Below are 21,619 nucleotides of genomic sequence, written 5' to 3'. Positions count from 1 at the left end.
GAAAGGAGTCGATTTATGAAATTATTTACGAAAACTACATTAGCTGTTGCTGGTATCAGTTTGGCAAGTATGGCATTTGCTGCTGATCCTTTGGCTAATACCACTTGGCAAACCTTTGATGAAGGTCAGCCTAAAGGGGTGGTCAAGATTACTGAATCAAATGGGGTATTTACTGGTAAGCTTATCAGTACGGTCTCAGAGAAAGGTAAAAAGCACGTTGGTATGACGGTCATCTCAGGTTTAAAAGCCGATGGCAATGGCAAATATAGTGGCGGTCAGATCACTGATCCAGAAAAGAACAAGTCTTATCGTATGACTGCCAACCTAAGTGGTGATACTCTTGATATAAAAGGGTATTTAGGTCCTTTTTCTCGTAGCCAGACTTGGAAGAAAAAATAGACTTGTTAATAATGTTTCTCTTTGATCACTTGAGTCAGTAGTATTGGCAATAAAAACCCCGCCTCACAAATTAGTGAGGCGGGGTTTTTTTAAGAAGTTAGTTGGAAAATCGCAGACGAGTCTATCAAATTAACTACGGGGTAAATTCAGGATAAGCTTCCATACCGCACTCAGAGAGATCAGCGCCTTCGTACTCCTCCTCTGCTGAGATACGCAGACCCATAATAGCTTTGATGCTAGCCCAAACGATGGAGCTGGTAACAAACACCCAAATAAATATAGTCGCGGCACCAGCAATTTGACCGACAAAGCTAGAGGCAGGATTGGTAATAGGGACGACTAACAGACCAAAGAGTCCTACCACGCCATGCACGGAGATTGCTCCGACTGGATCATCAATTTTTAATCTATCTAAAGCCAAAATTGATAGTACAACAACCATTCCTGCTATCAAACCAAAGATAGTAGCTTGTACAGCTGTTGGGGTTAGAGGCTCAGCTGTAATCGCTACTAAACCTGCTAGTGCTCCGTTTAACAGCATCGTCAAATCAGCTTTTCCAAAGATCAGACGAGCAAGCAGTAAAGCCCCAATCGCACCACCTGCTGCTGCTGCATTGGTATTTAAAAACACGATGGCAACTGAGTTAGCACTAGCAATATCGCCTAACTTGAGTACCGACCCGCCATTAAAGCCAAACCAGCCCATCCATAAAATAAGTGTACCGAGCGCTGCTAGTGGTAGATTGGCACCAGGAATAGCTCTTATCTCGCCATGAGCGCCATACTTACCAGTACGTGCGCCTAAAAACAACACTCCAGACAGTGCCGCTGCCGCGCCTGCCATATGTACAATGCCAGAGCCTGCAAAGTCAGAGAATCCTAAATCACCTAAGTTATACAGCCAAAGTACATCTTTGCCGCCCCACGTCCAACTGCCCTCAATAGGATAAATAAGCCCCGTCATAACCACAGCAAATAGTAAAAACGCCCATAATTTCATACGTTCAGCCACAGCGCCTGAGACAATCGACATACAGGTAGCTACAAAGACTACTTGAAAGAAAAAGTCAGACGCTCCTGAGTAAACCGCATCTCCATTAAAACCATTGCTGGCAGAGGTGATTAAAGCATCATTTACCAAAGCATCATTACCGGCAATATCGTTTAGGAATAGCTCACCGCCATACATAATGGCGTAGCCACATAACATATACATGATACATGCGGTTGCAAACAAAGAGATATTCTTAGTTAATATCTCAACCGTATTCTTTGATCTAACCAATCCGGCTTCTAACATCATAAAACCGGCGGCCATCCACATGACCAGCGCCCCACATACTAAAAAATAAAAAGTGTCGAGTGCATATTGCAGCTCAAAAATCTGACTTTGCATCTTAATTCCCCCTTGAATTGATAATGCAGTAGTTTGGTTTGCTATTACACTTACACTGTGAATGTCGTTATACGTTTAGATCATTGGTTGACTCACATTTGCACCATTAGTGTGCAGTTATAGTTTATTGGTTTGATATAATGATTAAGACAGAGCCTAAATAGCATCAGGTCCCGTCTCACCAGTACGAATACGGATAACTTGCTCAAGCGGTGTCACAAATATTTTGCCATCACCGATTTTGCCAGTGCTAGCGATACGGGTGATAGCTTCGATAGCTGGTTCGACCATCTCATCAATAACGGCTACCTCAACCTTTACCTTGGGTAAAAAGTCCACCACGTACTCAGCACCGCGATATAGCTCGGTATGCCCTTTTTGGCGCCCAAACCCCTTAACCTCAGTGACCGTAACGCCCTTAACCCCAATATCCGACAATGCTTCGCGCACATCGTCAAGCTTAAATGGTTTCAAAATCGCAGTGATTAACTTCATAAAAATTTCCTTGTATAAATAATGACGCCAGCCATTGCGTATCTTTCAATACATTGTACCGTCGCCATGCTTAAGGTAGTCATTCAAGAATTATGCCAAGCACACACAAGGGGGAGGTGTGTTTGGTTTCAAAACAGCGACTACTATGAGTAAAATGAACCTCATATTGTCAGAGTAATTGGCGTAATAACCTGTCTTGATAAACGCGTTATTCTGAATTAATACCAAATAGATGGGGAATAAATACAGCAGAGCTGTCTATGGATTTTTGTAATGTTGTTTGCAACAAAGGCTTTATTATAACTAACTTTTGTACTTTGCGGGCAGGCTATACAGCGCTGAGTTGCGAAAACATTACAAACAGTGAGGAGTAGCAAATAGCGGTAGGATAAGCAAAATATTTATTTTGATACTTTGCTTAGAGATTGGTAGTACAAAGTTTTAAGCGATTGTTCGAAGGTTTAAGGAACAATGCTTATACAAGGCGCGTTATTTTACAAAAGAACTTAGCTTTAAGTTTTTGGAAAAAGTAGATAAGGGGTTTTAGTACTGCGCAGTAACTTTTCAGTATCGCTACCTCTTAGAAGCTCACGCAAGCGCGATTGACCAAAGGCACCTGACATCAGCAAGCCAAGGTTGTGTTCATTTTGATAATAATGCAAGGCTGCACTAACATCACGGCAATCCAGCAAGGCCTTTTTGCAATTAATACCTGCCTGTTTTAGGCGCGCGTAAGCTTCACGCAGTGCATCACAATTATTGGAGTTGTCTTTACCTACCATGACGATATGGATGGTTAGCGCACGAACTAGCGGTGTTTTACATAACCAATCGAGCATTTTATGAGAGGTAGCCCGATTATCAAAAGCAAATAAAGCGCTAGTAGGGTACGAAAATGGTGCATGAGTCACCAAAACAGGGCAGTGGCTCACCCGTATTAGCTGACTTAAAGTGGATTTACAACTAACTTCATGGCCTATAACAATCAATTGCGACTTCTCATCAACATAATCAATACTTTCATTTAGATTCTCATGCCGATGTAAAGTATAAGTTTTACGCTTATGTCGCTGCTGTTCACAGTAAGAACCTGCTTGATGCAGTAGTAATTTGCCTTGAGACTTAAGCTCCGAGTTACCTAAATGCTCATGACTAGTAAACTGATTTAGTAAGGTGCTTTCATCATCGATGTTGATACAGCCAGAGTAGTTCAAAGCCGCTTTTTGATGGACGCTTGGCACGGCGTGCAGCAGACCGATAGGTGCTTGCAAACGCGTTGACGCCCACATACTAGCGTCTAGTACCGCTTGTACATGGTCTGGACAATCTAAACAGGCAATCACACTATCTGGTTTTAAATTACTCATAAGACAACCATATCATCTTAATAATAAAGTTACAGTCAAACAAAACGGTCCGTATATAAACACGTCACTACAGGCCGATCTAATTGGGCCAACTGAGGTCACAAGCTAATCAAGCAAACCAATGTCACGACGATCATGAACAGAGAAGCGATCAATCAAAGTACGACTGGCATTATTTAAACCAACTACTTTGACATTAATACCTTCGCGTTGCAAGCGTATAACCAATTTGTCCAAGGTATCAACTGCGCTGACATCCCAAAAGTGCGCTTGAGTTACATCAATCTCAACGTTATCAAGCGCCTCTTTGGTATCAAAGCTATCGATAAACTGTGTAGTAGAGGCAAAAAACACCTGTCCTTGCACATAGTAATAACGAGTATTACTACTGTCATCATATTCGCTCATTATGGTTAAGAACTGACCAATCTTATTAGCAAAAGCTAATGCAGATAGCAGCACACCAACACCGACACCATACGCTAAATTATGAGTGAAAATAGTCGTCAATACAGTCGCTAGCATTACGATGTTAAAAGATCGAGGATGGGTTTTAAACTCGCGAATAGACTGCCAGTTAAAGGTACCGATAGAGACCATAATCATGACCGCAACCAAAGCTGCCATCGGTATTTGGCTGACCCAGTCGCTTAAAAAGACTACCATAATAAGTAAAATAACTCCGGCCATTAGTGTTGATAAACGGGTACGACCACCAGATTTTACGTTAATCATGGATTGGCCGATCATCGCACAGCCTGCCATGCCTCCAAAGAATCCCGACACCACGTTAGCAATGCCTTGACCACGGCATTCACGGTTTTTGTTACTAGGGGTATCGGTAAGTTCATCCACAATAGTCGCTGTCATCATGGATTCAAGCAGACCAACGATTGCTAGAGCGATAGAATAAGGAGCAATAATTAGCAAGGTTTCCAGATTAAGAGGAATGTTTGGCAACAAAAACACGGGGAGTGAGTCAGGTAAATCGCCCATACTACCGACGTTACGAATATCCAAATTCATATACAACGCCATAGCCGTAAGCCCAACGATACAGACCAGTGGCGAAGGGATAATGCGGCCAATCTTTGGCAGTAGCGGAAACAAGTAGATGATTGCCAGGCCCGCTGCAGTCATAATATAAACGGTCAGACCGACTTTATCATTTGCCGGATTAAGCTCAGGCAGCTGGGCGGCAAAGATCAAGATGGCGAGCGCATTGACAAAGCCTATGACCACCGAGCGCGAAACAAAGCGCATGAGGTTACCCAGCTTTAAGATACCCATTACGATCTGAATAGCACCGCATAATAGGGTTGCAGCCAATAAGTACTGCAAACCATGGTCGGCGACCAAATCCACCATCACTAGTGCCATTGCCCCCGTTGCTGCTGAAATCATGCCGGGACGACCACCAACGAAGCTAATCACCACCGCGATACAAAACGAGGCATATAGCCCAACTTTTGGATCAACGCCTGCGATAATAGAAAAAGCAATGGCTTCTGGGATCAGCGCTAAGGCAACCACTATCCCTGACAACGTATCGCCGCGTATATTAGAAAACCACTCATCACGTAAACTATCGAAAAAAGATGTCATAAATAAACTGTAACTGCATAAGGTTAAAAGCAAAAAAGGATTATTAGCCAACAACAGCATTTATTATTAGCTAACAGCCGCTGTTAGAAAAGCCAACGCCCCGCCTGACAAAATAAAGCTGCTAGGTGGTTTTGTCCTTGCATTCTCGTTAGAGGTCAATAAAGAACAGGGTTACCTAGCCATTTATAGTATGACTAAAAGTAAAATATGATGAAAAACTTAAGATAATGCGTTAATGGACATGATAAAGTATTACAATAAATAGATTGTCAGGTAAAATGAACAGAGCGTTTGTATGACTGTCTACGCCGCAACACCGTGACCGTATGATTTATTGCTGTAACTGGTTGATAGTAGTAAGATAAAATCCATCATAGGGGACACTAAGCTTTTGAAGCAACCGTTTGTTACCAGCGTAGCAACTTAATGTAAAATATGCGCATAATAGCACAAAGTAACAAAAAAGCCTTGTGCAAACATAAACGATATCCTCAATATATTTAGATAGTCGTGCTTTTTATTATTCTATCGTTACTAACTATCAGAGCTAAAGTTATGTATGTAGCTACTGAAAGTTGCAGTGGTGCCCCATCCAAATCCAGCTTTACTAAATTGGCAGACGCTAATAATGTTTGCTGTTAAAGGTAAACTGCTCTAAATAGCTCTAAGAGAGGACAAGTTATGACGACCCTTGCTACAAAAGACAACTTAATTCATAAAGGTGGTGGCTTACAAGTGGTGGTCGGATTAGGACAATCAGGGTTATCAGCGGCACAGTATTTGACCGAGCAAGGTTATCATGTGGCAATAACAGATGCGCAGTTGGCACCAACGCTAGTAGATAAGCTGCCCCCAACTGTTGAGATTTGCAGGTTTGGAGCAATCGATGCAGATCTATTGCAGAAAGCTGCGCGTATTATTATTAGTCCCGGTATCTCCCTTGAAACTGAGGGCATCGCTGCTGCAAAACAAGCCAATATCCCGATCGTAAGCGATATTCAGCTGTTTTGTGATGCTTGTAAGGTGCCTATTGTCGCTATTACTGGTTCCAACGCCAAAAGTACAGTAACTACTCTGGTTGGCAAAATGGCAGCTGATGCTGGTATTAATGTCGGGGTGGGCGGTAATATCGGCGTGCCAGCTCTCAATCTATTATCCAACAAAAACATGGCCTTAGCCGTTCTTGAGTTATCTAGTTTTCAATTAGAAACGGTGACTAATTTAGGGGCGCAAGTAGCCACCGTACTTAACATGTCTCCTGACCATTTGGATCGTCATGGCGACATGCTCGGTTATCATCAGGCCAAACATCGTATTTTTCAAGGCGCAAAATCAGTGGTTATCAACCGAGAAGACGCGCTGACACGCCCGCTGGTGGCAGATAACTTACCGCGTTTGAGCATTGGTATTCGTGCTCCTGATAAAGGTCAGTATGGATTAATTACTGATCCTGATGGTCAGATTTATCTGGCGCGAGGTACCGAGCGCTTATTAGCGGCAGATAAACTTATTATAAAAGGCCGTCACAACCTACTTAATGCCTTAGCAGCTCTAGCATTAGGCGAGCTTGCTGGTCTACCACTTGATAGTATGCTAGCCACATTACAGTGTTTTTCAGGGCTTGATCATCGTTGCCAGTACGTAGCTACAGTGGCAGGCATTGACTATTTTAACGACTCTAAGGGTACTAACGTCGGCTCAACCTTGGCTGCTATTGAAGGTCTAGGAGCGGTATATGCTCCAAAAGATGGCAAGCTATTATTGATTCTAGGCGGTCAAGGTAAAGGACAGCAATTTGGGGAGTTGACGCCTTTTATTAATAAGTACGTCAGTCAAGTCCTGCTTATTGGTGAGGATAGTCAGCAGATTGAACAGCATTTACGTGCAGACACGCTCAGTAATGAGGTTGTGCTACATCAGTGTCAAACGCTAGATAGGGCGTTTGTAACTATTCAGCAGGTGACAGCAAGCAGCTTATCACAAGTACAAGCGGTACTGTTGTCACCGGCGTGTGCAAGCTTTGATCAGTTCAATGGTTATGCAGAGCGTGGTGAGGTTTTTAGTCAGATGGTTATGCAATTAATGACGGACAGTTATACTTCTGATAGCGCAGTTTAGTAAACATTTCATATGACAAATAATTGTTTTGCTTACTAATTACTGTTACTGTCGTGCTCTATATGATATCAATAATGAATATCAACAATTTCTTAATAAAACTGCTAAACGGTTACATGGCTTGAATTATAGTGTTAGGCAATAATTAGGGTCAGGCAATAGTGTTCTACTTTGATCGCATCTCTTTAATTGGTTTTAAACGGTGGCATTTGATAAATGTCGTGTTTTTCGTTTGCTAGTGTATTTAAATATTATGGCTCTCTCTTTTCTCTCTCGTGCTCGTTCTTCTCAAAAGTCTCAGCCAGCAAGCTCAGATGGTGTGCTCTCTTTGCCCTCAGCTAGCGCTATTTTATTATCTAGTGTCGGTTGTATGATGGTGCTGAGTCTACTCATGGTCGCCTCTGCCTCCATTCCCTTTGCGCTCAGCCGCGGTATGTCAGAGCTGTATTTTTTTGAACATCAGCTGCTATACATGGGTATCGGTCTGATCGTTGCTGCTATTCCTTATTATTTTGTGCCCCTCAGAACGTTGTACCAGACCGAGACTCAATTTATTTTATTGGGTATCACCGGAGCTTTGTTAATAGCAACACTGTTTGGCACGCCGATCAATGGCTCCAAGCGTTGGCTTAATTTAGGTGTCATCAACTTTCAGGTGGCAGAATTGGCCAAGCTGGTGGTGATTGTTTTTGTGGCTGATTTTGTGGTGCGGCGCTCTTTTGAGGTTCGTAACGGCTGGGACGGTTTTTTACGTATCTCTTTGGTTATTGGCCTGCTTACTTTCTTGTTATTATTGCAGCCAGATTTTGGCTCGTTAGTCGTTATCGTTGGAACGGTGTTTGCGATGTTTTATATCGCTGGTGCCCCTTACAAGCAGTTTATAGCCTTAGGAGCAGTCGTTGGTGTGCTCGGCGTGCTGGCTGTCACCATGGTACAGTACCGATTAACGCGAGCTTTGTCTTTTTTAGACCCCTTTGATGATATTCAAGATACGGATTATCAGCTGGCACGTAGCTTAATCGCCTTTGGTCGAGGTGAGTTTACCGGAGTAGGTTATGGTGAAAGTGTGCAAAAGCTCTCGCATTTACCAGAAGCTCATACCGACTTTTTATTAGCTATTACTGGGGAGGAGCTGGGCTTTGTAGGCGTTACGATGGTCTTACTACTAGAAGCCCTAATTATCGGTAGTGCAATGCGTATTAGCTACAATGCTTTAAAACGCCGTCAAATGCGGATGAGTTATACTGCATTCGGTATTGGCGTGATTTTTATTGGGCAAACTATTATTAATGCTGCGATGAATATGGGAGCGATGCCAACTAAAGGTTTGACCATGCCGTTTTTTAGTTATGGCGGCTCATCGATGCTTATTAGCCTCGTTATGGTAGCGCTGCTGCTAAAGATTCACAAAGAAAGCCCTAATATAGAAAAAAGCCAAGGACGTTACTTTTAAACCAATACTTTTAAGCCAAGCACATTACTTATTAGGTATTAGGCACAGGTAGATGCTGTACGTGTTGTAGCACGGTGTTATCCCACTGGCTAATCGCTTGCTTGAGCATACGCGTAGGTGTGTCTATCTCGACTACTGGCTGCTTCAATAGCTGTAAAGCTGTGGCTAGTAGTTGGCCCGGCTTACGAGTATCAATAGGCTGAGCAAGGTTCTGTTTGGAGAGTTTTTGACCATCGGGATGACATATTAGAGGCAGGTGATACCAGTAGTCAACAGCGGGCAAGCGTGTCATGGACATAATACTGATCTGAGCTGCAGTCATTGGCAAGATATCCAAACCGCGCATAATGTGGGTAACTTGCTGTAAACCATCGTCAATACTGGCCGCCAAAATATAATTAATCATGCCATCTTGACGGCGTACGACCATATCGCCCAAAGTTCGCTGTGGATTGCTCCATTGCAATCCTTGCAGACCATCCATAAAACCGAGGTAATAATCAGGCAACTGCAAGCGTAGCTTGTGTTTTTCTTTATCAAGGTTGGCGTCTATACAGCAGCGCGGATAACGCTGTTTATTGATCGGTAGCTGACGGTGAGAGGTTGTATCAGATAATAAATGGTCATCTTTTATAAGCTTTTGTCGTCCGCTCGCTTGTTGTGACCAATAGTGCTGTAGGCTTTTACGTGAGCACTGACAGCCATACGTTAAAGGCGCTAGTGCTGATGAGAGATAATCATTGTAAATATCGATACGCTCGGATTGGTAGAGCACATCACTATCCCAGTGCAAACCTAACGCTTCTAAATCTATTAATATCTGCTCACTAAATTGCTGATCGCAGCGTTCAGTATCAGTATCTTCAATACGTAATAGCCAGTCGCCACCTAGCGATTTGATATGACAATAGCTTGCCAGGGCGGTGGTTAGCGAGCCTAAGTGCAGCTCGCCAGTAGGAGAAGGAGCAAAACGTCCAGTAGGAGTTATAGACGACAGTGGTGACGTCTGTGCCAATACATTAGGACTGTAGTCGCTGAATGTCAAAATAAATGACTCAAGATTAAGATAGGCTTTTAAGTATGACCTTGGTTTTGGCGCTCTTTTATCTCAGACAAGGTCTTACAATCGATACACTGCGTAGCAGTTGGACGAGCCTCTAGGCGGCGCAAACCAATCTCAACCCCGCAAGTCTCACAAAAACCATAGTCTTCACTCTCTATCTCTGCTATAGACTTGTCGATCTTACGAATAAGTTTGCGCTCACGGTCACGGGTACGCAGTGCCAAGGCAAACTCTTCTTCTTGAGTGGCGCGATCATTAATATCTGGCATAGCGCTTGACTCATCTTGAATATAGGTTTTGGTACGATCAGCTTCACCAATCAGCTGTTCTTTCCAGTCCAACAAAATGCTTCTAAAGTGCTCCAACTGGGTATCAGACATGTACTCTTCGTCTTTGGCAGGCACATAGGGGGTAAACTTAGTATCGTTTGGATTGTTAGTATCGTTTGGATTGGTAGTCAGATTGCTCATATGGATATCCTACTCTTTAAATTAATTCAACAAAACGACGTTTTAAAAGATAAGGCTTAAATACAGGACAACAGACTTTACTTATCTTATTATAGAACGTTTTACCATATAGTAACGCAAATAACACAGCTAGTTGATGGTATGCTTATATTGAGGTTGTGTATTGGTATTTCAATTACAATGTCTTTAGTAACCGTATTTAAACTGCCATACTGATACCGTTTGTATAGGTATGGCTAAAGCACGGTACCCACAGTCAATAAAATAACCGTCAAGTATCTAATCTTTTTATCCAGCTTGCAACTTGCCCATTGTTGGCTAATTGCAACCAGCGATAGCCCGGTTTTGCCTTTTTATCATAAGCAAAATCATCCGCACAAGGTTTATACTGATAGCAGGTAGAAGGCGTAGTGTAGACGGTGACACCTTTATAGCTAGCGGTTTGCTCTTGATGCGTATGACCGTTGATAACGACGCGCAGATGTGAAAAGGGCTGCATACGTTGCCAAAACATTTCTGCATTTTTGGCAATGTATGCATCTATCCAATTTGAGTGCATAAGCAGTACATGATGGTGTAGCGCAATGAGCGCAGGCTTGTCACAATGAGTTAGCTGCTCGCACAACCAATCCAAATCAGAGCTATTAATCTCGCCTGCTATTTTGCCTGGTACAGCAGAATTTAATAATAGTATTTGCCAATAGTCAGTATGAATGACATGGCGATTAAGCAGACGCGAATCAGCAGGACAGGCAATAAATTGCCGCTGAGAAAAGGGCAATTCGGAATTTAGCTCTTCTGTAACATCATGATTGCCAGCAATACAGGCAAAGGGAATATTGGTAGCTGCTAATACCCTAAAGATATAATCATAAATAGCAGGCTGTACTTTACTTACCAAGTCGCCAGTGACCAAAATTAAATCGCAGCGAATATCTTCATTAAGCGCTTGCGCTAAAACCGCTTCAAATTTATGTTCACAACAAAACTTAGACCCCAGCTCTTTATCAGCCATAATGGCAGCTGCAGACAGATGCATATCTGTAATCTGTAATATGTTTATTTGATTATCTGAGTTGCTTATTTTACAAGCAGGGTAGCTCGGCATAGGGTTAGTCTCTTACTAAATTAAAATCAATAAATATTAAGTTAGCTACTACTATAGCGGTTGTTAGAGCAAGTTTATAGCATACATCCTAGCAAACCTCTAGCTATAAATGTGAAATAAAGTTCATTTTTAATCGAAGGGATTTTAAGATAGACATTTTATAATCAACGTTTAGTAGCAATCATACTGTTTTCAAAAACTAACTTCTCATCTCTAAATCTTGTCCATTTGACGTCTAAAGCTTTGATGTTAAAGCTTTAGACGCTATTAGTTTAGACATTATCAAAGCTAGAAAAAATAAAATAGCTAGTATCAAGACAATGGCAAGACCGGTTTGAATATCGAACAAAATACTGCCCCAAACTCCTAAAGTCACGCCCAACTGCGCAATAATTAAGGCAGAGATGACCATTTGCTTAGGAGCGCTCGACCACAAGCGGGCGGTAAGAGCCGGCAATACGAGCAGACCACTAATTAATAAGCTACCTACCGCTTGTAAGGCGATTGCACAGAATCCTGCCAGCACTCCCATGAAGAACAGTCGCTGCTTAGTGGGGTTAATACCCTGGATACGTGCCAAAGCTTCATGGGTAGCAAGTTTAATTTGCGCCGGCCAAATATGATGCAAAAACCCTAAACCTAACAATACACTGCCAGCTAGCAGCGGCAAATCAGTCCAATCAAGCTCAAGCAAATTACCAAATAAAAACCCCAATACGTTCGCTTGCTGATCGGTCAGCTGAGTTAGGGTTAGTAGTCCTAAACATAGTAGTGAGACGGCAACCACTGCTAATACAGCATCAATAGGCAGACGTTCATCATCGATCAATACTAGACCTGCAACCACCATAACACTCACCAGACCAATACCTATTCCCATAGGTAGCTGCCACCACACTGCAAGAGCCACACCAAGTAAAGTGCCGTGCGCTAGAGCGTCAGCGAAAAACGCCATACGTCGCCATAGTACCAAGCAGCCAAGCGGCGCTGAGAGTAGGGCTAAGATACTACCAGCGATCCACGCCGGTGCAATAATGGCTAACCAAGCAGTCATAACTGATGTCCGTTGAATGTTATCAAATGAAAATATAAGTAAGAGAATTGCTTGTAGCTCATGACAAAAGAATCTTTTTTAGCCATCTACTATATTTAACTGTCTATTAAAATTTTGGCTACAATGCCTCAGTTGGCACATGATGATCACAGTCGTGAAGCTTATGAACGTAAGGTTGCTCGTAGTGATGACCAAACAGCTTTTTGAATTCTGGAGCGATAATGAGCTCGCTTGGTTGTCCCTCACAGCAGATATGCTTGTTGAGACAAATCACTCGGCGACTGCCTTTCATCACCCAATGCAGATCATGAGAGATGACTAACATAGCACAGCGCAGAAAATCAGGGAGCTCATCGATAAATTTATAAAGCCAGATCTCAGTATCAGGATCTAAGCCCTGCATAGGTTCATCCAAAATAAGTAAGTTAGGTTTATCTAACAGTGCCCGTGCTAAGAGTACTCGCTGGGTCTCACCGCCAGATAGGTGCAGCATTTGCCGTGAAAGCAGATGATTCAAAGATAAATGATCGAATATAAACTGACGCTGCTGTTGGGTTAGACGGCGCTTGTTCGCTTGCGCCAATAGATCTTTTACTCGCAGTGGCAAAATAGGAGCTACAGTAAAGCGCTGTGGAACGTAACCGAGCTGCAACTTCTGATGCGCATCAATTTGTCCAGTAGTTGGTTTGATCAAACCCAAAATTAGCTTAACCAAAGTTGACTTACCTGCACCATTGGGACCAATAATACTAATCGTTTCATCAACAGCCATATTGAAATTAATATGCGATAGCAAGCGCTGCGGACCGATATCATAACTAACATCGGCTAAACTCAGTAGCTTATTGTGGGTAGCGTCATTATTTATAGATTGACTACTTATGGATTGCCTAGAGCGTTTAGACGCTGGCTTAGACAGTGCTACAGATGAGAGCTTGGCAGGCTTGGTAAAGAGAGTCATATTATGATCGCTGATGGTTAAAATTGCTGATAGTTAAAAAAGTCAATATCAAAGGTCGTACTTAAGGTAGTTTACTGACAAGCCTGACAGCGGCCACTCAACTCAATCACACTACGGGCTACAACAAAACCAACATCTTGCTCAGCAAAGCTCATGATCTCTTGTACCGGCAGACTACTACACTCCTGCACCCGCATACAATTATCACAGATCAAAAAAGCTGCGGTGTGCTGCGCGCGCGGATGACAGCAGGGCACGTAAGCGTTTATGGAAGTCAGTTGATGGATCAAACCTTCATTTAATAAAAACTCCAAACTACGATAAACCGTCGGCGGCGCTACGTTTTTTGCTACTGGAAGCTTCGCAGTATTATTACCTTCACCTACATTATTATCTTCACCTACTAACAAACGCGCCTGCTGCAATTGTGTAATCAGATCATAAGCGCCAACAGGTTTATTAGCTTGTAATACCAGCTTATATATTTGCTGACGCAGGGGTGTAAAGCGTACGCCGCGTCCTTTACATTGCTCTTTTGCAGCGATTAAGCGCTCGTTTACGTCACTGACACTAAAATGCTGCACGTCATGCAAATGAGTGTCTTGGGTATGATTGCAAGCAAGTGAAATAGTCGACACTGTTGAAACTCCTAAAAATACGGTGCATTTTTAATTGTTATAGTATAACATAATAAAATAAAAGTAGAGACTACATTCTACAGTCGCCTTCAAAGATTATATTTATAGGATCATCATTACATGTCTGCCAATTATCAAAGCCATATGAACGTTACCAATCGTCATATATATCTATGTGAGCTGACTAAATTAGCAACACTACTACGTCAATCCAAGAGTTGGATAGTACTATTTGGTATAGTCATAGGTTTAGGATTAACGGTAAACGTGCAGGCAGCTACGGTAAGTGTTAGTAACTATCCACTATTTTTATTAAGCGAAGCGGTGACCGAAGGCGCGCCGTCAGCAAAGCAGCTTTTAAATCCAGGCGAGGTAGGTCATCATGGCAGTATAAGTCCTGGTGACATCAAATCCATTCAAGACAGTAAGTTTGTAGTCTGGTTTGGTGAGTCGTTAGAGAACAACTTAGCTTCAAGCTTAAACAATGCCCCTAATGCCATCTCTTTATTCGCTTTTGATGCTTTTAACCGTCAGTCCCTACGGGATGTCAAAGCAAGACCTATCGCGGATACTCTAGACCCGCATATATGGCTTGACCCTGAAAATGCCAAAGCCATTACTCGCGCTCTAGCAGTCATCCACAGTCATGCCAATCCCAAGTATAAAGCGTTATATCAGGCTAATGCGCGAAAATTTGCCCAACGTATGGATAAAGCCGTTGCTACGCAGCAGCGCAGCGATAAAAACCAAATGCCTTACTGGGCATACCATGATGCTTATCAATACATAGAAAAACCGCTTCGGCTACAACTTATTGGTAGTTTAAGCACTGACCATCATCTAGCGCCTAAAGCCAGTCAACTGCGCTGGTTAAATGAGCAGCGTCCAACTGAGCAGATGTGCTTAATTACTCAAAGTCAGCCTGCTAAAGGCTTGCTTGCCAAATTGCAGCCTGTGCATATTACCGTACAGGCCGAAGATATGAGCGGTAGTAAAGATTTTATTAGTGGTTGGCAGACCATGGCGCAGCAAATGCAAAATTGTATATTGGCTTTATAATAATTAGCACTACAGATAAATTCAGCTTAGTATTCGATTTAATGTAGTAATTGGCTTGCTTAATAAGTACATGGTCTTTATAATGACTGCCATTTTATCCAGTTAAAGCATGGCAGCCGTACATTGGTTAATCAATAATGCGCGCTAAAGACAACGCATACTGTTATTATTGACGCTATGGCTATTATTAAAGCTATAGGAAGACCAATGTCTAAACCTGCCAAACGTGTACAAAGAGAAAAGATAGCCCTATATTTGAAACGTCAAACATGGGTGTTATTTATCTTGATTGTCGCCGCTTGGGTAGTGGCTGTTGTGTGGCTAAAAGGTGAGCTTATAATAGTGCAGGGTATGGCTATAGGAGCGCTGCTAAGCTTTATTACTCAGGCTATATTTGCCAGTTTTGTTTTTTGGCATACTGGTTATCGGGCGCGCGGACATATTGTGAGTCAGTTGTACCGAGGACAGATGGTCAAGTGGTTATTAACGGTTGTCGGTTTTGCCCTTATTTTTATTTATGTTAAGCCACTGTCAGCGCCAGCTTTGTTCTTCGGTTTTATTTTCATGAAGGTCAGTCATTTTTTTGCACTAGGGCAAATACGCTAAATATAGATAATCATAAAAAAATGGCTATTGGCTCATATAAATTTTAAATAAACAATATCTTACTCTCATTTTGATAATATTCTAATAAAAACACATAATTAGCTTTACATGAATATAACACTGCATTAATATAGTCAGTTAATTATTTCGTCTATAACTGCTATACCAAGTAACGACTATTTTAAAAAGTAATAAAGCATTTAGATAACAAGTTTATACAGCAAGTGCCAAGGGCTAGTAATGGATACTCATAAGCCCTTTTTTGATAGCTAAAAATTAGTGAAGCTATTAAAGTAGGCAGTTGCAACCATGGGTTGGATGTTATTAATTGCACGAGTTTGTTGGCTCTATAAAATAATATGTAACGGACTGAACTTACGCTTATAGCGTTGTTAAAAGGTTCAGTTAAAATTGTGCATATAGCAATATAGAAAGTACGAATGTGAAGTACTGCTAATACTCTCGTCAAATGACAGCCGTGTTTTTGGTAGTTGATTAAATCGTTGATTAATAAGAAGCTTACGCTATGGCATCCGAACAAACATCATCAGAATATATCTCTCACCACTTAACAAACTGGACGTACGGTTATTTGCCGGGCGAAGGTTGGAAAGTTGCCCATACCGCCGAAGAGGCGGGACAAATGGGTTTTAATGCTATCCATCTTGACTCTATGCTTTGGTCCATTGGTTTGGGTATTTTGTTTTGCGCTATTTTTTGGATGGTCGCTAAAAAGGTCACCTCAGGTGTGCCTAGCAAGACGCAGGCTGCCGTTGAGATGATCGTCGAGTTTGTTGATAATAATGTCCGTGATTCTTATAGTGGTACATCAAAACTCATCGCACCGTTGGCCTTGACCATCTTTGTATGGATTTTTTTGATGAACTTGATGGACTTATTACCCATTGACTTTATCCCAAGTCTTGCCGGTCAAGTTGGCGCTATGATGGGCTATGATCCGCATCACGTATTCTTCAAAATCGTACCAACGACTGATCCTAACATTACCCTTGGTATGTCGTTCTCAGTCTTTATACTAATTATCTTTTATAGCATTAAAGAAAAAGGGGTAGGCGGTTTCGTTGGTGAGTTAACACTACATCCGTTTAGCGCTAGAAACCCTATTTTGCAAATTATCTTAATCCCCATCAACTTCATCTTAGAGTTTGTTACTCTGATTGCTAAGCCTGTTTCATTGGGTTTGCGTCTATTCGGTAACATGTATGCTGGGGAGTTGATTTTCATACTGATAGCCCTAATGCCATTTTGGATTCAATGGGCACTATCAGTACCGTGGGCAATCTTCCACATCTTAATTATCACCCTTCAAGCGTTCGTATTTATGATGCTGACAATAGTTTATATGTCACTTGCATCATCAACTGAACATTAATTAGACATTCAATAGGTAAATGAGGATACATCAATGGATCCAGTATTAGGTGGTTATACAGTTATCGCAGTTGCGTTACTTATCGGTTTAGGTGCTCTGGGCACAGGTATTGGTTTTGCGATCTTGGGTGGCAAATTCTTGGAAGGTGTTGCACGTCAGCCAGAGCTTGGCTCACAATTGCAAACTCGTATGTTCATCGTAGCAGGTCTACTTGATGCTATTCCGATGATCGGTGTTGGTATTGCTATGTTGTTGCTATTCGCTAACCCTCTAGCAGGTTAATCAGAAAGCTCAGTTGTAGATGTTTGGCTTTCAAACTTGTTTAGTAATTCTATCAAAGATTGGCAGCCAAACACGATCAATGAAACTGATTTTTCATTAACAAAGAGGTGATCACGTGAATATCAATTTTACCCTCATCGGCCAAGCCATTGCTTTTGCAATATTTGTGGTTTTTTGCATGAAATTCGTGTGGCCACCACTTATTGGCGCGATTAACGATCGTCAGCGTAGAATTGCTGAGGGTTTAAACGCTGCTGAAAAGGCAAAAGCTGACTTGGCGACGGCAGAACAAGACGTTCAACAGGAGCTTGATCTTGCAAAGACTAAAGCTGCGGCTTTAATTGAGCAGGCCAATAAAAGCGCTAACCAATTGGTTGAGGACGCTAAATCACAAGCACAAATAGAAGGCGAACGTATTCGCCAACAAGCACAAGCATCTATCGATCAAGAAATCAACCAAGCGCGTGAAGCATTACGTGCTCAAGTTGCTGAATTATCTGTGCTTGGTGCCGAAAAGATATTGCAAGAAAGAGTCGATATGCAGAAACATTCTAGCATGTTAGATCAACTGGCGGCGAAGCTATAACTGTGAGGATATAATGGCTGACTTATCAACCTTAGCACGACCCTATGCCAAAGCTGCGTTTGACTATGCTAATGAAAATGGCGTGGTTAATGAATGGGAGAACTTCCTATTTATAGCCAGTGAGATTGTCAAAGACAAGTCGTTTCATACTTGGCTTGATAATCCAGCTGTATCCAATGAGCATAAATCCTCAGCTTTAATTGATCTTTACAACACGCAAGTAGCAGGCGAAAGTAACTCTGCCTTCAAACAATTATTGAGCGAGTCACAAGGTCATAAAGAGCTGAATCAAGATAGTAGTGTCAGTTATCCTAAAGTATCAAGCGCCCTTAGCAACTTCGTTGGTCAGTTGGCTCAGCAAGAACGCTTAACACTGCTTCCTGGAGTTTATGAGCACTATCGTCGTCATAAAGCGCAAAGTTTAAAACAACTAGACGCTTATGTGACTACGGCCTATCCATTAACTAGTGAACAGCGAGAGATGATCCAAACGCGTCTTGCTGCCTCATTAAATGCTAGTGTGGTGCTTCACGAGTCAGTTGATCCTAGTCTTTTGGCAGGCGCTACTATCAAAGTTGGCGACAAGATCATTGACGATTCTATGCGTGGCAAGTTACAACAGTTAAAAACACAGCTAATGGCTTAATGCTACTTACCAGTGCAATCTACTTTGCACCAACGTAAAAGCGTAGACGCCAGTGGGCGAGTTATCATAAATTAAAGGAAACAAGGCAATGCAACAATTGAATCCAGCGGAAATCAGTAATCTGATTAAGCAGCGTATTCAAGACCTTGATGCGGGTGCAACTGCAAAGAATGAAGGCACGATTGTCAAAGTATCTGACGGTATCGTGCAGATTCATGGTCTTGAAGATGCGATGTACGGCGAAATGATTGAGTTTGAAGGCGAAATCTACGGTATGGCGCTGAACTTAGAGCGTGATTCTGTAGGTGCGGTAGTTTTAGGCGACTATCTACAGCTAGAAGAAGGCCAAAAAGCTTATTGTACTGGCCGTATTCTTGAAGTACCAGTAGGTCCTGAACTATTAGGCCGTGTTGTTGATGCTTTGGGTAATCCTATCGATGGTAAAGGCCCTATCAACGCCAAAATGACTGATAAAGTCGAGAAAATTGCGCCAGGTGTTATTGATCGTCAATCCGTAGATCAGCCAGTTATGACGGGTTATAAAGCCGTTGATACTATGATTCCTATTGGCCGTGGTCAGCGTGAGCTTATTATTGGTGACCGTCAAACTGGTAAAACGGCACTAGCTATTGATGCGATCATTGCCCAGAAAACCTCTGGTATTAAATGTGTGTATGTCGCTATTGGTCAAAAACGCTCAACAATTGCTAACGTCGTACGTAAGCTTGAAGAGACAGGGGCGCTAGATTATACCACGGTTGTTGTTGCTTCAGCGTCAGAACCAGCGGCCCTACAGTACATTGCTCCTTATTCAGGCTGTACCATGGGAGAGTATTTCCGTGATCGCGGCGAAGATGCCTTGATTGTCTTTGATGATTTATCTAAACAAGCGGTAGCTTATCGTCAGATTTCACTATTGTTACGTCGTCCGCCAGGCCGTGAAGCTTATCCTGGTGACGTTTTCTATCTACATTCTCGCTTACTTGAACGTGCTTCACGTGTCAACGCTGACTATGTAGAGAACTTTACCAACGGCGAAGTCAAAGGTAAAACTGGTTCATTGACTGCACTACCTATTATTGAGACCCAAGCTGGTGACGTATCGGCATTCGTACCGACTAACGTTATTTCAATTACTGATGGTCAGATCTTCTTAGAATCAAGTCTATTCAACTCAGGTATTCGTCCGGCAGTAAACGCTGGTATTTCGGTATCGCGTGTTGGTGGTGCAGCCCAGACTAAGATTATTAAGAAACTGTCTGGTGGTATTCGTACAGCGCTAGCGCAGTATCGCGAACTAGCAGCATTTGCTCAGTTTGCCTCTGATCTTGATGATGCTACTCGTGAACAGCTTGATCATGGTGAGCGTGTCACTGAACTTATGAAACAAAAGCAGTATCAGCCGATGTCAGTTGCTGAGCAAGCAGCCGTTATCTATGCTTCTAACGAAGGCTTTTTAGCTGATGTTCCAGTCGAAAAGATCGGTTCTTTTGAAGAGTCTTACTTGCGTTATATGCACGATGAGCAAAGTGATCTGATGCGTGAAATTGATGAGACTGCAAATTATAACGATGATATTGCTTCTCGTTTAAAATCAGCAGTTGAAACTTTTAAACAAAATCACAGCTATTAATTCAATAGTATAGCTTAGTTCGGTTTGGTTGAATGCTCTTTGGCTAAAGTAGCGCGTTGTTCTTAGTAGTATCTAGGCAATAACTTCTAGGGTACTACTCTTAAGTTACTTTAGTCACAGCCAACCGTCTGTGACTCTGTAACAACAAGGTGCAGTGCTTGGTAAGAATACTACATAAGATGATACTATCACCATATAGTTACTGTGCAATATACGTAATACAACACTGAGTAATGCCACAAGATATTAAAAACTGTATTTTAGACATAGAGCTTTTTGAACTATAGTGTTTCATACTAAGATATTGTTGCATTGGTCAATGCTTTTTTAACCCTCTTATATTGGAATCATTATGGCAAGCTTAAAAGAAATACGTGCCAAAGTCACCAGTATTAAAAGTACCCAAAAAATTACTCGCGCCATGCAAATGGTTGCTGCAAGTAAAATGCGCCGTGCACAAGAACGCATGGACGTGGGTCGTCCCTACGCTGATAGTATGCGCCGGGTAATATCACATCTCGTAAATGCCTCATCAGATTACAAACATCCGTACATGGTATCGCGTTCTGTCAATACTGTAGGTTATATCGTTATTACCTCGGATCGTGGCTTAGCAGGTGGCTTAAATATTAACTTGTTTAAAGCGTTATCTAAAAATATTCAAGAATATCAAAACCAGTCGGTAAAAACTGAGTTTGCTGTTATCGGCGCCAAAGGAGTTAGCTTCTTTAAAAATTTTGGCGGTAAAGTAACCTCGGCTGTAACTGACTATGGTGATAAACCAACATTTGAGCAACTAAATTCACCCGTGCAAGCCATGTTAGATGACTATACTAATGGTAAGTTGGATCGCATCTATGTTGTTTATAATAAGTTCGTTAACGCGATGACTCAAAAACCAACGATTAATCAGCTGGTACCTCTACCAGAAGGATCGTTTGGCGAAGAAGATAGCGGTATGCAGACGGAGCTTAGCTGGGATTATATCTATGAGCCTGATATCAAGACCTTAATTGATGAACTACTTGGACGTTATATTGAGTCGATTGTTTATCAAGCTGTTATGGAAAATATCGCTTCTGAGCAGTCATCACGTATGGTCGCTATGAAAGCGGCAACAGACAATGCTGGTGATCTAATTAATGATTTACAGCTGGTTTATAATAAGTTGCGTCAAGCGGCGATTACTCGAGAAATCTCGGAAATCGTCGGCGGCGCTGCAGCTGTTTCATAATTGACATCCCCCTTATATACAAATATAGAGTATAGAATCTCAAGGAGAACGCA

21 protein-coding genes are annotated in these 21,619 nt (G+C 42.0%); 11 read left to right on the top strand and 10 right to left on the bottom strand.

From position 1 onward, the window contains the following. The first annotated feature begins 15 nt into the window (after positions 1-15). Positions 16-399, top strand: coding sequence for a DUF2147 domain-containing protein (locus ACR63N_RS14225; protein WP_367105444.1), 384 nt, complete (start codon positions 16-18; stop codon positions 397-399). A gap of 133 nt (positions 400-532) precedes the next feature. Here the strand turns inward: ACR63N_RS14225 and ACR63N_RS14220 are convergent, their stop codons facing one another. From ACR63N_RS14220 to ACR63N_RS14205, 4 genes are all read right to left on the bottom strand, one after another. Further along, the gene (locus tag ACR63N_RS14220; protein WP_367107313.1) at positions 533-1,795 is read right to left on the bottom strand and encodes an ammonium transporter; all 1,263 of its coding nucleotides are present in this window, start codon (positions 1,793-1,795) and stop codon (positions 533-535) included. Between the two features lie 156 nt (positions 1,796-1,951). Continuing rightward, positions 1,952-2,290, bottom strand: a complete 339-nt coding sequence (locus tag ACR63N_RS14215; RefSeq protein WP_201573059.1) for a P-II family nitrogen regulator — start codon at positions 2,288-2,290, stop codon at positions 1,952-1,954. 512 nt (positions 2,291-2,802) lie between these two features. Continuing rightward, positions 2,803-3,657 carry a universal stress protein gene (locus ACR63N_RS14210; RefSeq protein WP_367105446.1) on the bottom strand — a complete coding sequence of 285 codons (855 nt, stop codon included), beginning with the start codon at positions 3,655-3,657 and terminating at the stop codon, positions 2,803-2,805. Positions 3,658-3,762: 105 nt separating this feature from the next. After that, the gene (locus tag ACR63N_RS14205; protein ID WP_472782208.1) at positions 3,763-5,262 is read right to left on the bottom strand and encodes a SulP family inorganic anion transporter; all 1,500 of its coding nucleotides are present in this window, start codon (positions 5,260-5,262) and stop codon (positions 3,763-3,765) included. A gap of 681 nt (positions 5,263-5,943) precedes the next feature. On the opposite strand from ACR63N_RS14205, the gene murD reads away from it, so the two are divergent. After that, positions 5,944-7,380 carry a UDP-N-acetylmuramoyl-L-alanine--D-glutamate ligase gene (gene murD / locus ACR63N_RS14200; protein ID WP_472782207.1) on the top strand — a complete coding sequence of 479 codons (1,437 nt, stop codon included), beginning with the start codon at positions 5,944-5,946 and terminating at the stop codon, positions 7,378-7,380. Positions 7,381-7,633: 253 nt separating this feature from the next. Then, on the top strand, positions 7,634-8,833 hold the full coding sequence (gene ftsW / locus ACR63N_RS14195) for a putative lipid II flippase FtsW (protein WP_367105449.1): 1,200 nt from the start codon (positions 7,634-7,636) through the stop codon (positions 8,831-8,833). Positions 8,834-8,864: 31 nt separating this feature from the next. On the opposite strand, the gene gluQRS is transcribed toward ftsW, so the two are convergent. The 6 genes from gluQRS to ACR63N_RS14165 form a co-directional block, all read right to left on the bottom strand. After that, entirely contained in the window at positions 8,865-9,848 is a 984-nt protein-coding gene (gene gluQRS, locus ACR63N_RS14190; RefSeq protein WP_472782757.1) for a tRNA glutamyl-Q(34) synthetase GluQRS, read from the bottom strand. A gap of 59 nt (positions 9,849-9,907) precedes the next feature. Next, entirely contained in the window at positions 9,908-10,366 is a 459-nt protein-coding gene (dksA, locus tag ACR63N_RS14185) for an RNA polymerase-binding protein DksA (protein WP_367105450.1), read from the bottom strand. Between the two features lie 271 nt (positions 10,367-10,637). Continuing rightward, entirely contained in the window at positions 10,638-11,474 is an 837-nt protein-coding gene (locus ACR63N_RS14180) for a metallophosphoesterase (protein ID WP_367109270.1), read from the bottom strand. 235 nt (positions 11,475-11,709) lie between these two features. Then, the gene (locus ACR63N_RS14175; RefSeq protein ID WP_367105452.1) at positions 11,710-12,528 is read right to left on the bottom strand and encodes a metal ABC transporter permease; all 819 of its coding nucleotides are present in this window, start codon (positions 12,526-12,528) and stop codon (positions 11,710-11,712) included. Positions 12,529-12,646: 118 nt separating this feature from the next. Next, on the bottom strand, positions 12,647-13,489 hold the full coding sequence (locus ACR63N_RS14170; protein WP_472782206.1) for a metal ABC transporter ATP-binding protein: 843 nt from the start codon (positions 13,487-13,489) through the stop codon (positions 12,647-12,649). Positions 13,490-13,560: 71 nt separating this feature from the next. Continuing rightward, a complete protein-coding gene (locus tag ACR63N_RS14165) occupies positions 13,561-14,082 on the bottom strand; it encodes a Fur family transcriptional regulator (protein ID WP_367105530.1) in 522 nt (173 codons plus the stop codon). A gap of 165 nt (positions 14,083-14,247) precedes the next feature. Between ACR63N_RS14165 and ACR63N_RS14160 the strand changes: the two genes are divergently transcribed. From ACR63N_RS14160 to atpG, 8 genes are all read left to right on the top strand, one after another. Further along, positions 14,248-15,186, top strand: a complete 939-nt coding sequence (locus ACR63N_RS14160) for a metal ABC transporter solute-binding protein, Zn/Mn family (RefSeq protein ID WP_472782205.1) — start codon at positions 14,248-14,250, stop codon at positions 15,184-15,186. A 207-nt stretch (positions 15,187-15,393) separates the two neighbouring features. Then, positions 15,394-15,792, top strand: a complete 399-nt coding sequence (locus ACR63N_RS14155; RefSeq protein ID WP_472782204.1) for an ATP synthase subunit I — start codon at positions 15,394-15,396, stop codon at positions 15,790-15,792. Positions 15,793-16,318: 526 nt separating this feature from the next. Further along, complete coding sequence (gene atpB / locus ACR63N_RS14150) at positions 16,319-17,185, top strand: F0F1 ATP synthase subunit A (RefSeq protein WP_367105456.1); 867 nt, start codon at positions 16,319-16,321, stop codon at positions 17,183-17,185. 33 nt (positions 17,186-17,218) lie between these two features. Continuing rightward, positions 17,219-17,467 (top strand): F0F1 ATP synthase subunit C, encoded by a 249-nt coding sequence (atpE, locus tag ACR63N_RS14145; RefSeq protein ID WP_010197960.1) that lies wholly within the window; start codon positions 17,219-17,221, stop codon positions 17,465-17,467. Between the two features lie 115 nt (positions 17,468-17,582). Continuing rightward, positions 17,583-18,053, top strand: coding sequence for a F0F1 ATP synthase subunit B (locus ACR63N_RS14140; protein ID WP_367105457.1), 471 nt, complete (start codon positions 17,583-17,585; stop codon positions 18,051-18,053). 13 nt (positions 18,054-18,066) lie between these two features. Continuing rightward, positions 18,067-18,699, top strand: a complete 633-nt coding sequence (locus tag ACR63N_RS14135) for a F0F1 ATP synthase subunit delta (protein WP_367105458.1) — start codon at positions 18,067-18,069, stop codon at positions 18,697-18,699. Positions 18,700-18,787: 88 nt separating this feature from the next. Then, entirely contained in the window at positions 18,788-20,332 is a 1,545-nt protein-coding gene (atpA, locus tag ACR63N_RS14130; protein WP_367105459.1) for a F0F1 ATP synthase subunit alpha, read from the top strand. Between the two features lie 352 nt (positions 20,333-20,684). Continuing rightward, on the top strand, positions 20,685-21,566 hold the full coding sequence (gene atpG / locus ACR63N_RS14125; protein WP_367105460.1) for a F0F1 ATP synthase subunit gamma: 882 nt from the start codon (positions 20,685-20,687) through the stop codon (positions 21,564-21,566). The last annotated feature ends 53 nt before the right edge of the window (positions 21,567-21,619 follow it).

Source organism: Psychrobacter sp. M4 (genome assembly GCF_055699795.1).
This window is presented reverse-complemented; position numbering and strand designations above follow the sequence as displayed.

Bases quoted from the DNA above. Each gene is read 5' to 3' on its own strand.
- ACR63N_RS14225 (WP_367105444.1), top strand. From the start codon at position 16: ATGAAATTATTTACGAAAACTACATTAGCTGTTGCTGGTATCAGTTTG.
- ACR63N_RS14220 (WP_367107313.1), bottom strand. From the start codon at position 1,795: ATGCAAAGTCAGATTTTTGAGCTGCAATATGCACTCGACACTTTTTAT.
- ACR63N_RS14215 (WP_201573059.1), bottom strand. From the start codon at position 2,290: ATGAAGTTAATCACTGCGATTTTGAAACCATTTAAGCTTGACGATGTG.
- ACR63N_RS14210 (WP_367105446.1), bottom strand. From the start codon at position 3,657: ATGAGTAATTTAAAACCAGATAGTGTGATTGCCTGTTTAGATTGTCCA.
- ACR63N_RS14205 (WP_472782208.1), bottom strand. From the start codon at position 5,262: ATGACATCTTTTTTCGATAGTTTACGTGATGAGTGGTTTTCTAATATA.
- murD (WP_472782207.1), top strand. From the start codon at position 5,944: ATGACGACCCTTGCTACAAAAGACAACTTAATTCATAAAGGTGGTGGC.
- ftsW (WP_367105449.1), top strand. From the start codon at position 7,634: ATGGCTCTCTCTTTTCTCTCTCGTGCTCGTTCTTCTCAAAAGTCTCAG.
- dksA (WP_367105450.1), bottom strand. From the start codon at position 10,366: ATGAGCAATCTGACTACCAATCCAAACGATACTAACAATCCAAACGAT.
- ACR63N_RS14180 (WP_367109270.1), bottom strand. From the start codon at position 11,474: ATGCCGAGCTACCCTGCTTGTAAAATAAGCAACTCAGATAATCAAATA.
- ACR63N_RS14175 (WP_367105452.1), bottom strand. From the start codon at position 12,528: ATGACTGCTTGGTTAGCCATTATTGCACCGGCGTGGATCGCTGGTAGT.
- ACR63N_RS14170 (WP_472782206.1), bottom strand. From the start codon at position 13,489: ATGACTCTCTTTACCAAGCCTGCCAAGCTCTCATCTGTAGCACTGTCT.
- ACR63N_RS14160 (WP_472782205.1), top strand. From the start codon at position 14,248: ATGTCTGCCAATTATCAAAGCCATATGAACGTTACCAATCGTCATATA.
- ACR63N_RS14155 (WP_472782204.1), top strand. From the start codon at position 15,394: ATGTCTAAACCTGCCAAACGTGTACAAAGAGAAAAGATAGCCCTATAT.
- atpB (WP_367105456.1), top strand. From the start codon at position 16,319: ATGGCATCCGAACAAACATCATCAGAATATATCTCTCACCACTTAACA.
- atpE (WP_010197960.1), top strand. From the start codon at position 17,219: ATGGATCCAGTATTAGGTGGTTATACAGTTATCGCAGTTGCGTTACTT.
- ACR63N_RS14135 (WP_367105458.1), top strand. From the start codon at position 18,067: ATGGCTGACTTATCAACCTTAGCACGACCCTATGCCAAAGCTGCGTTT.
- atpA (WP_367105459.1), top strand. From the start codon at position 18,788: ATGCAACAATTGAATCCAGCGGAAATCAGTAATCTGATTAAGCAGCGT.
- atpG (WP_367105460.1), top strand. From the start codon at position 20,685: ATGGCAAGCTTAAAAGAAATACGTGCCAAAGTCACCAGTATTAAAAGT.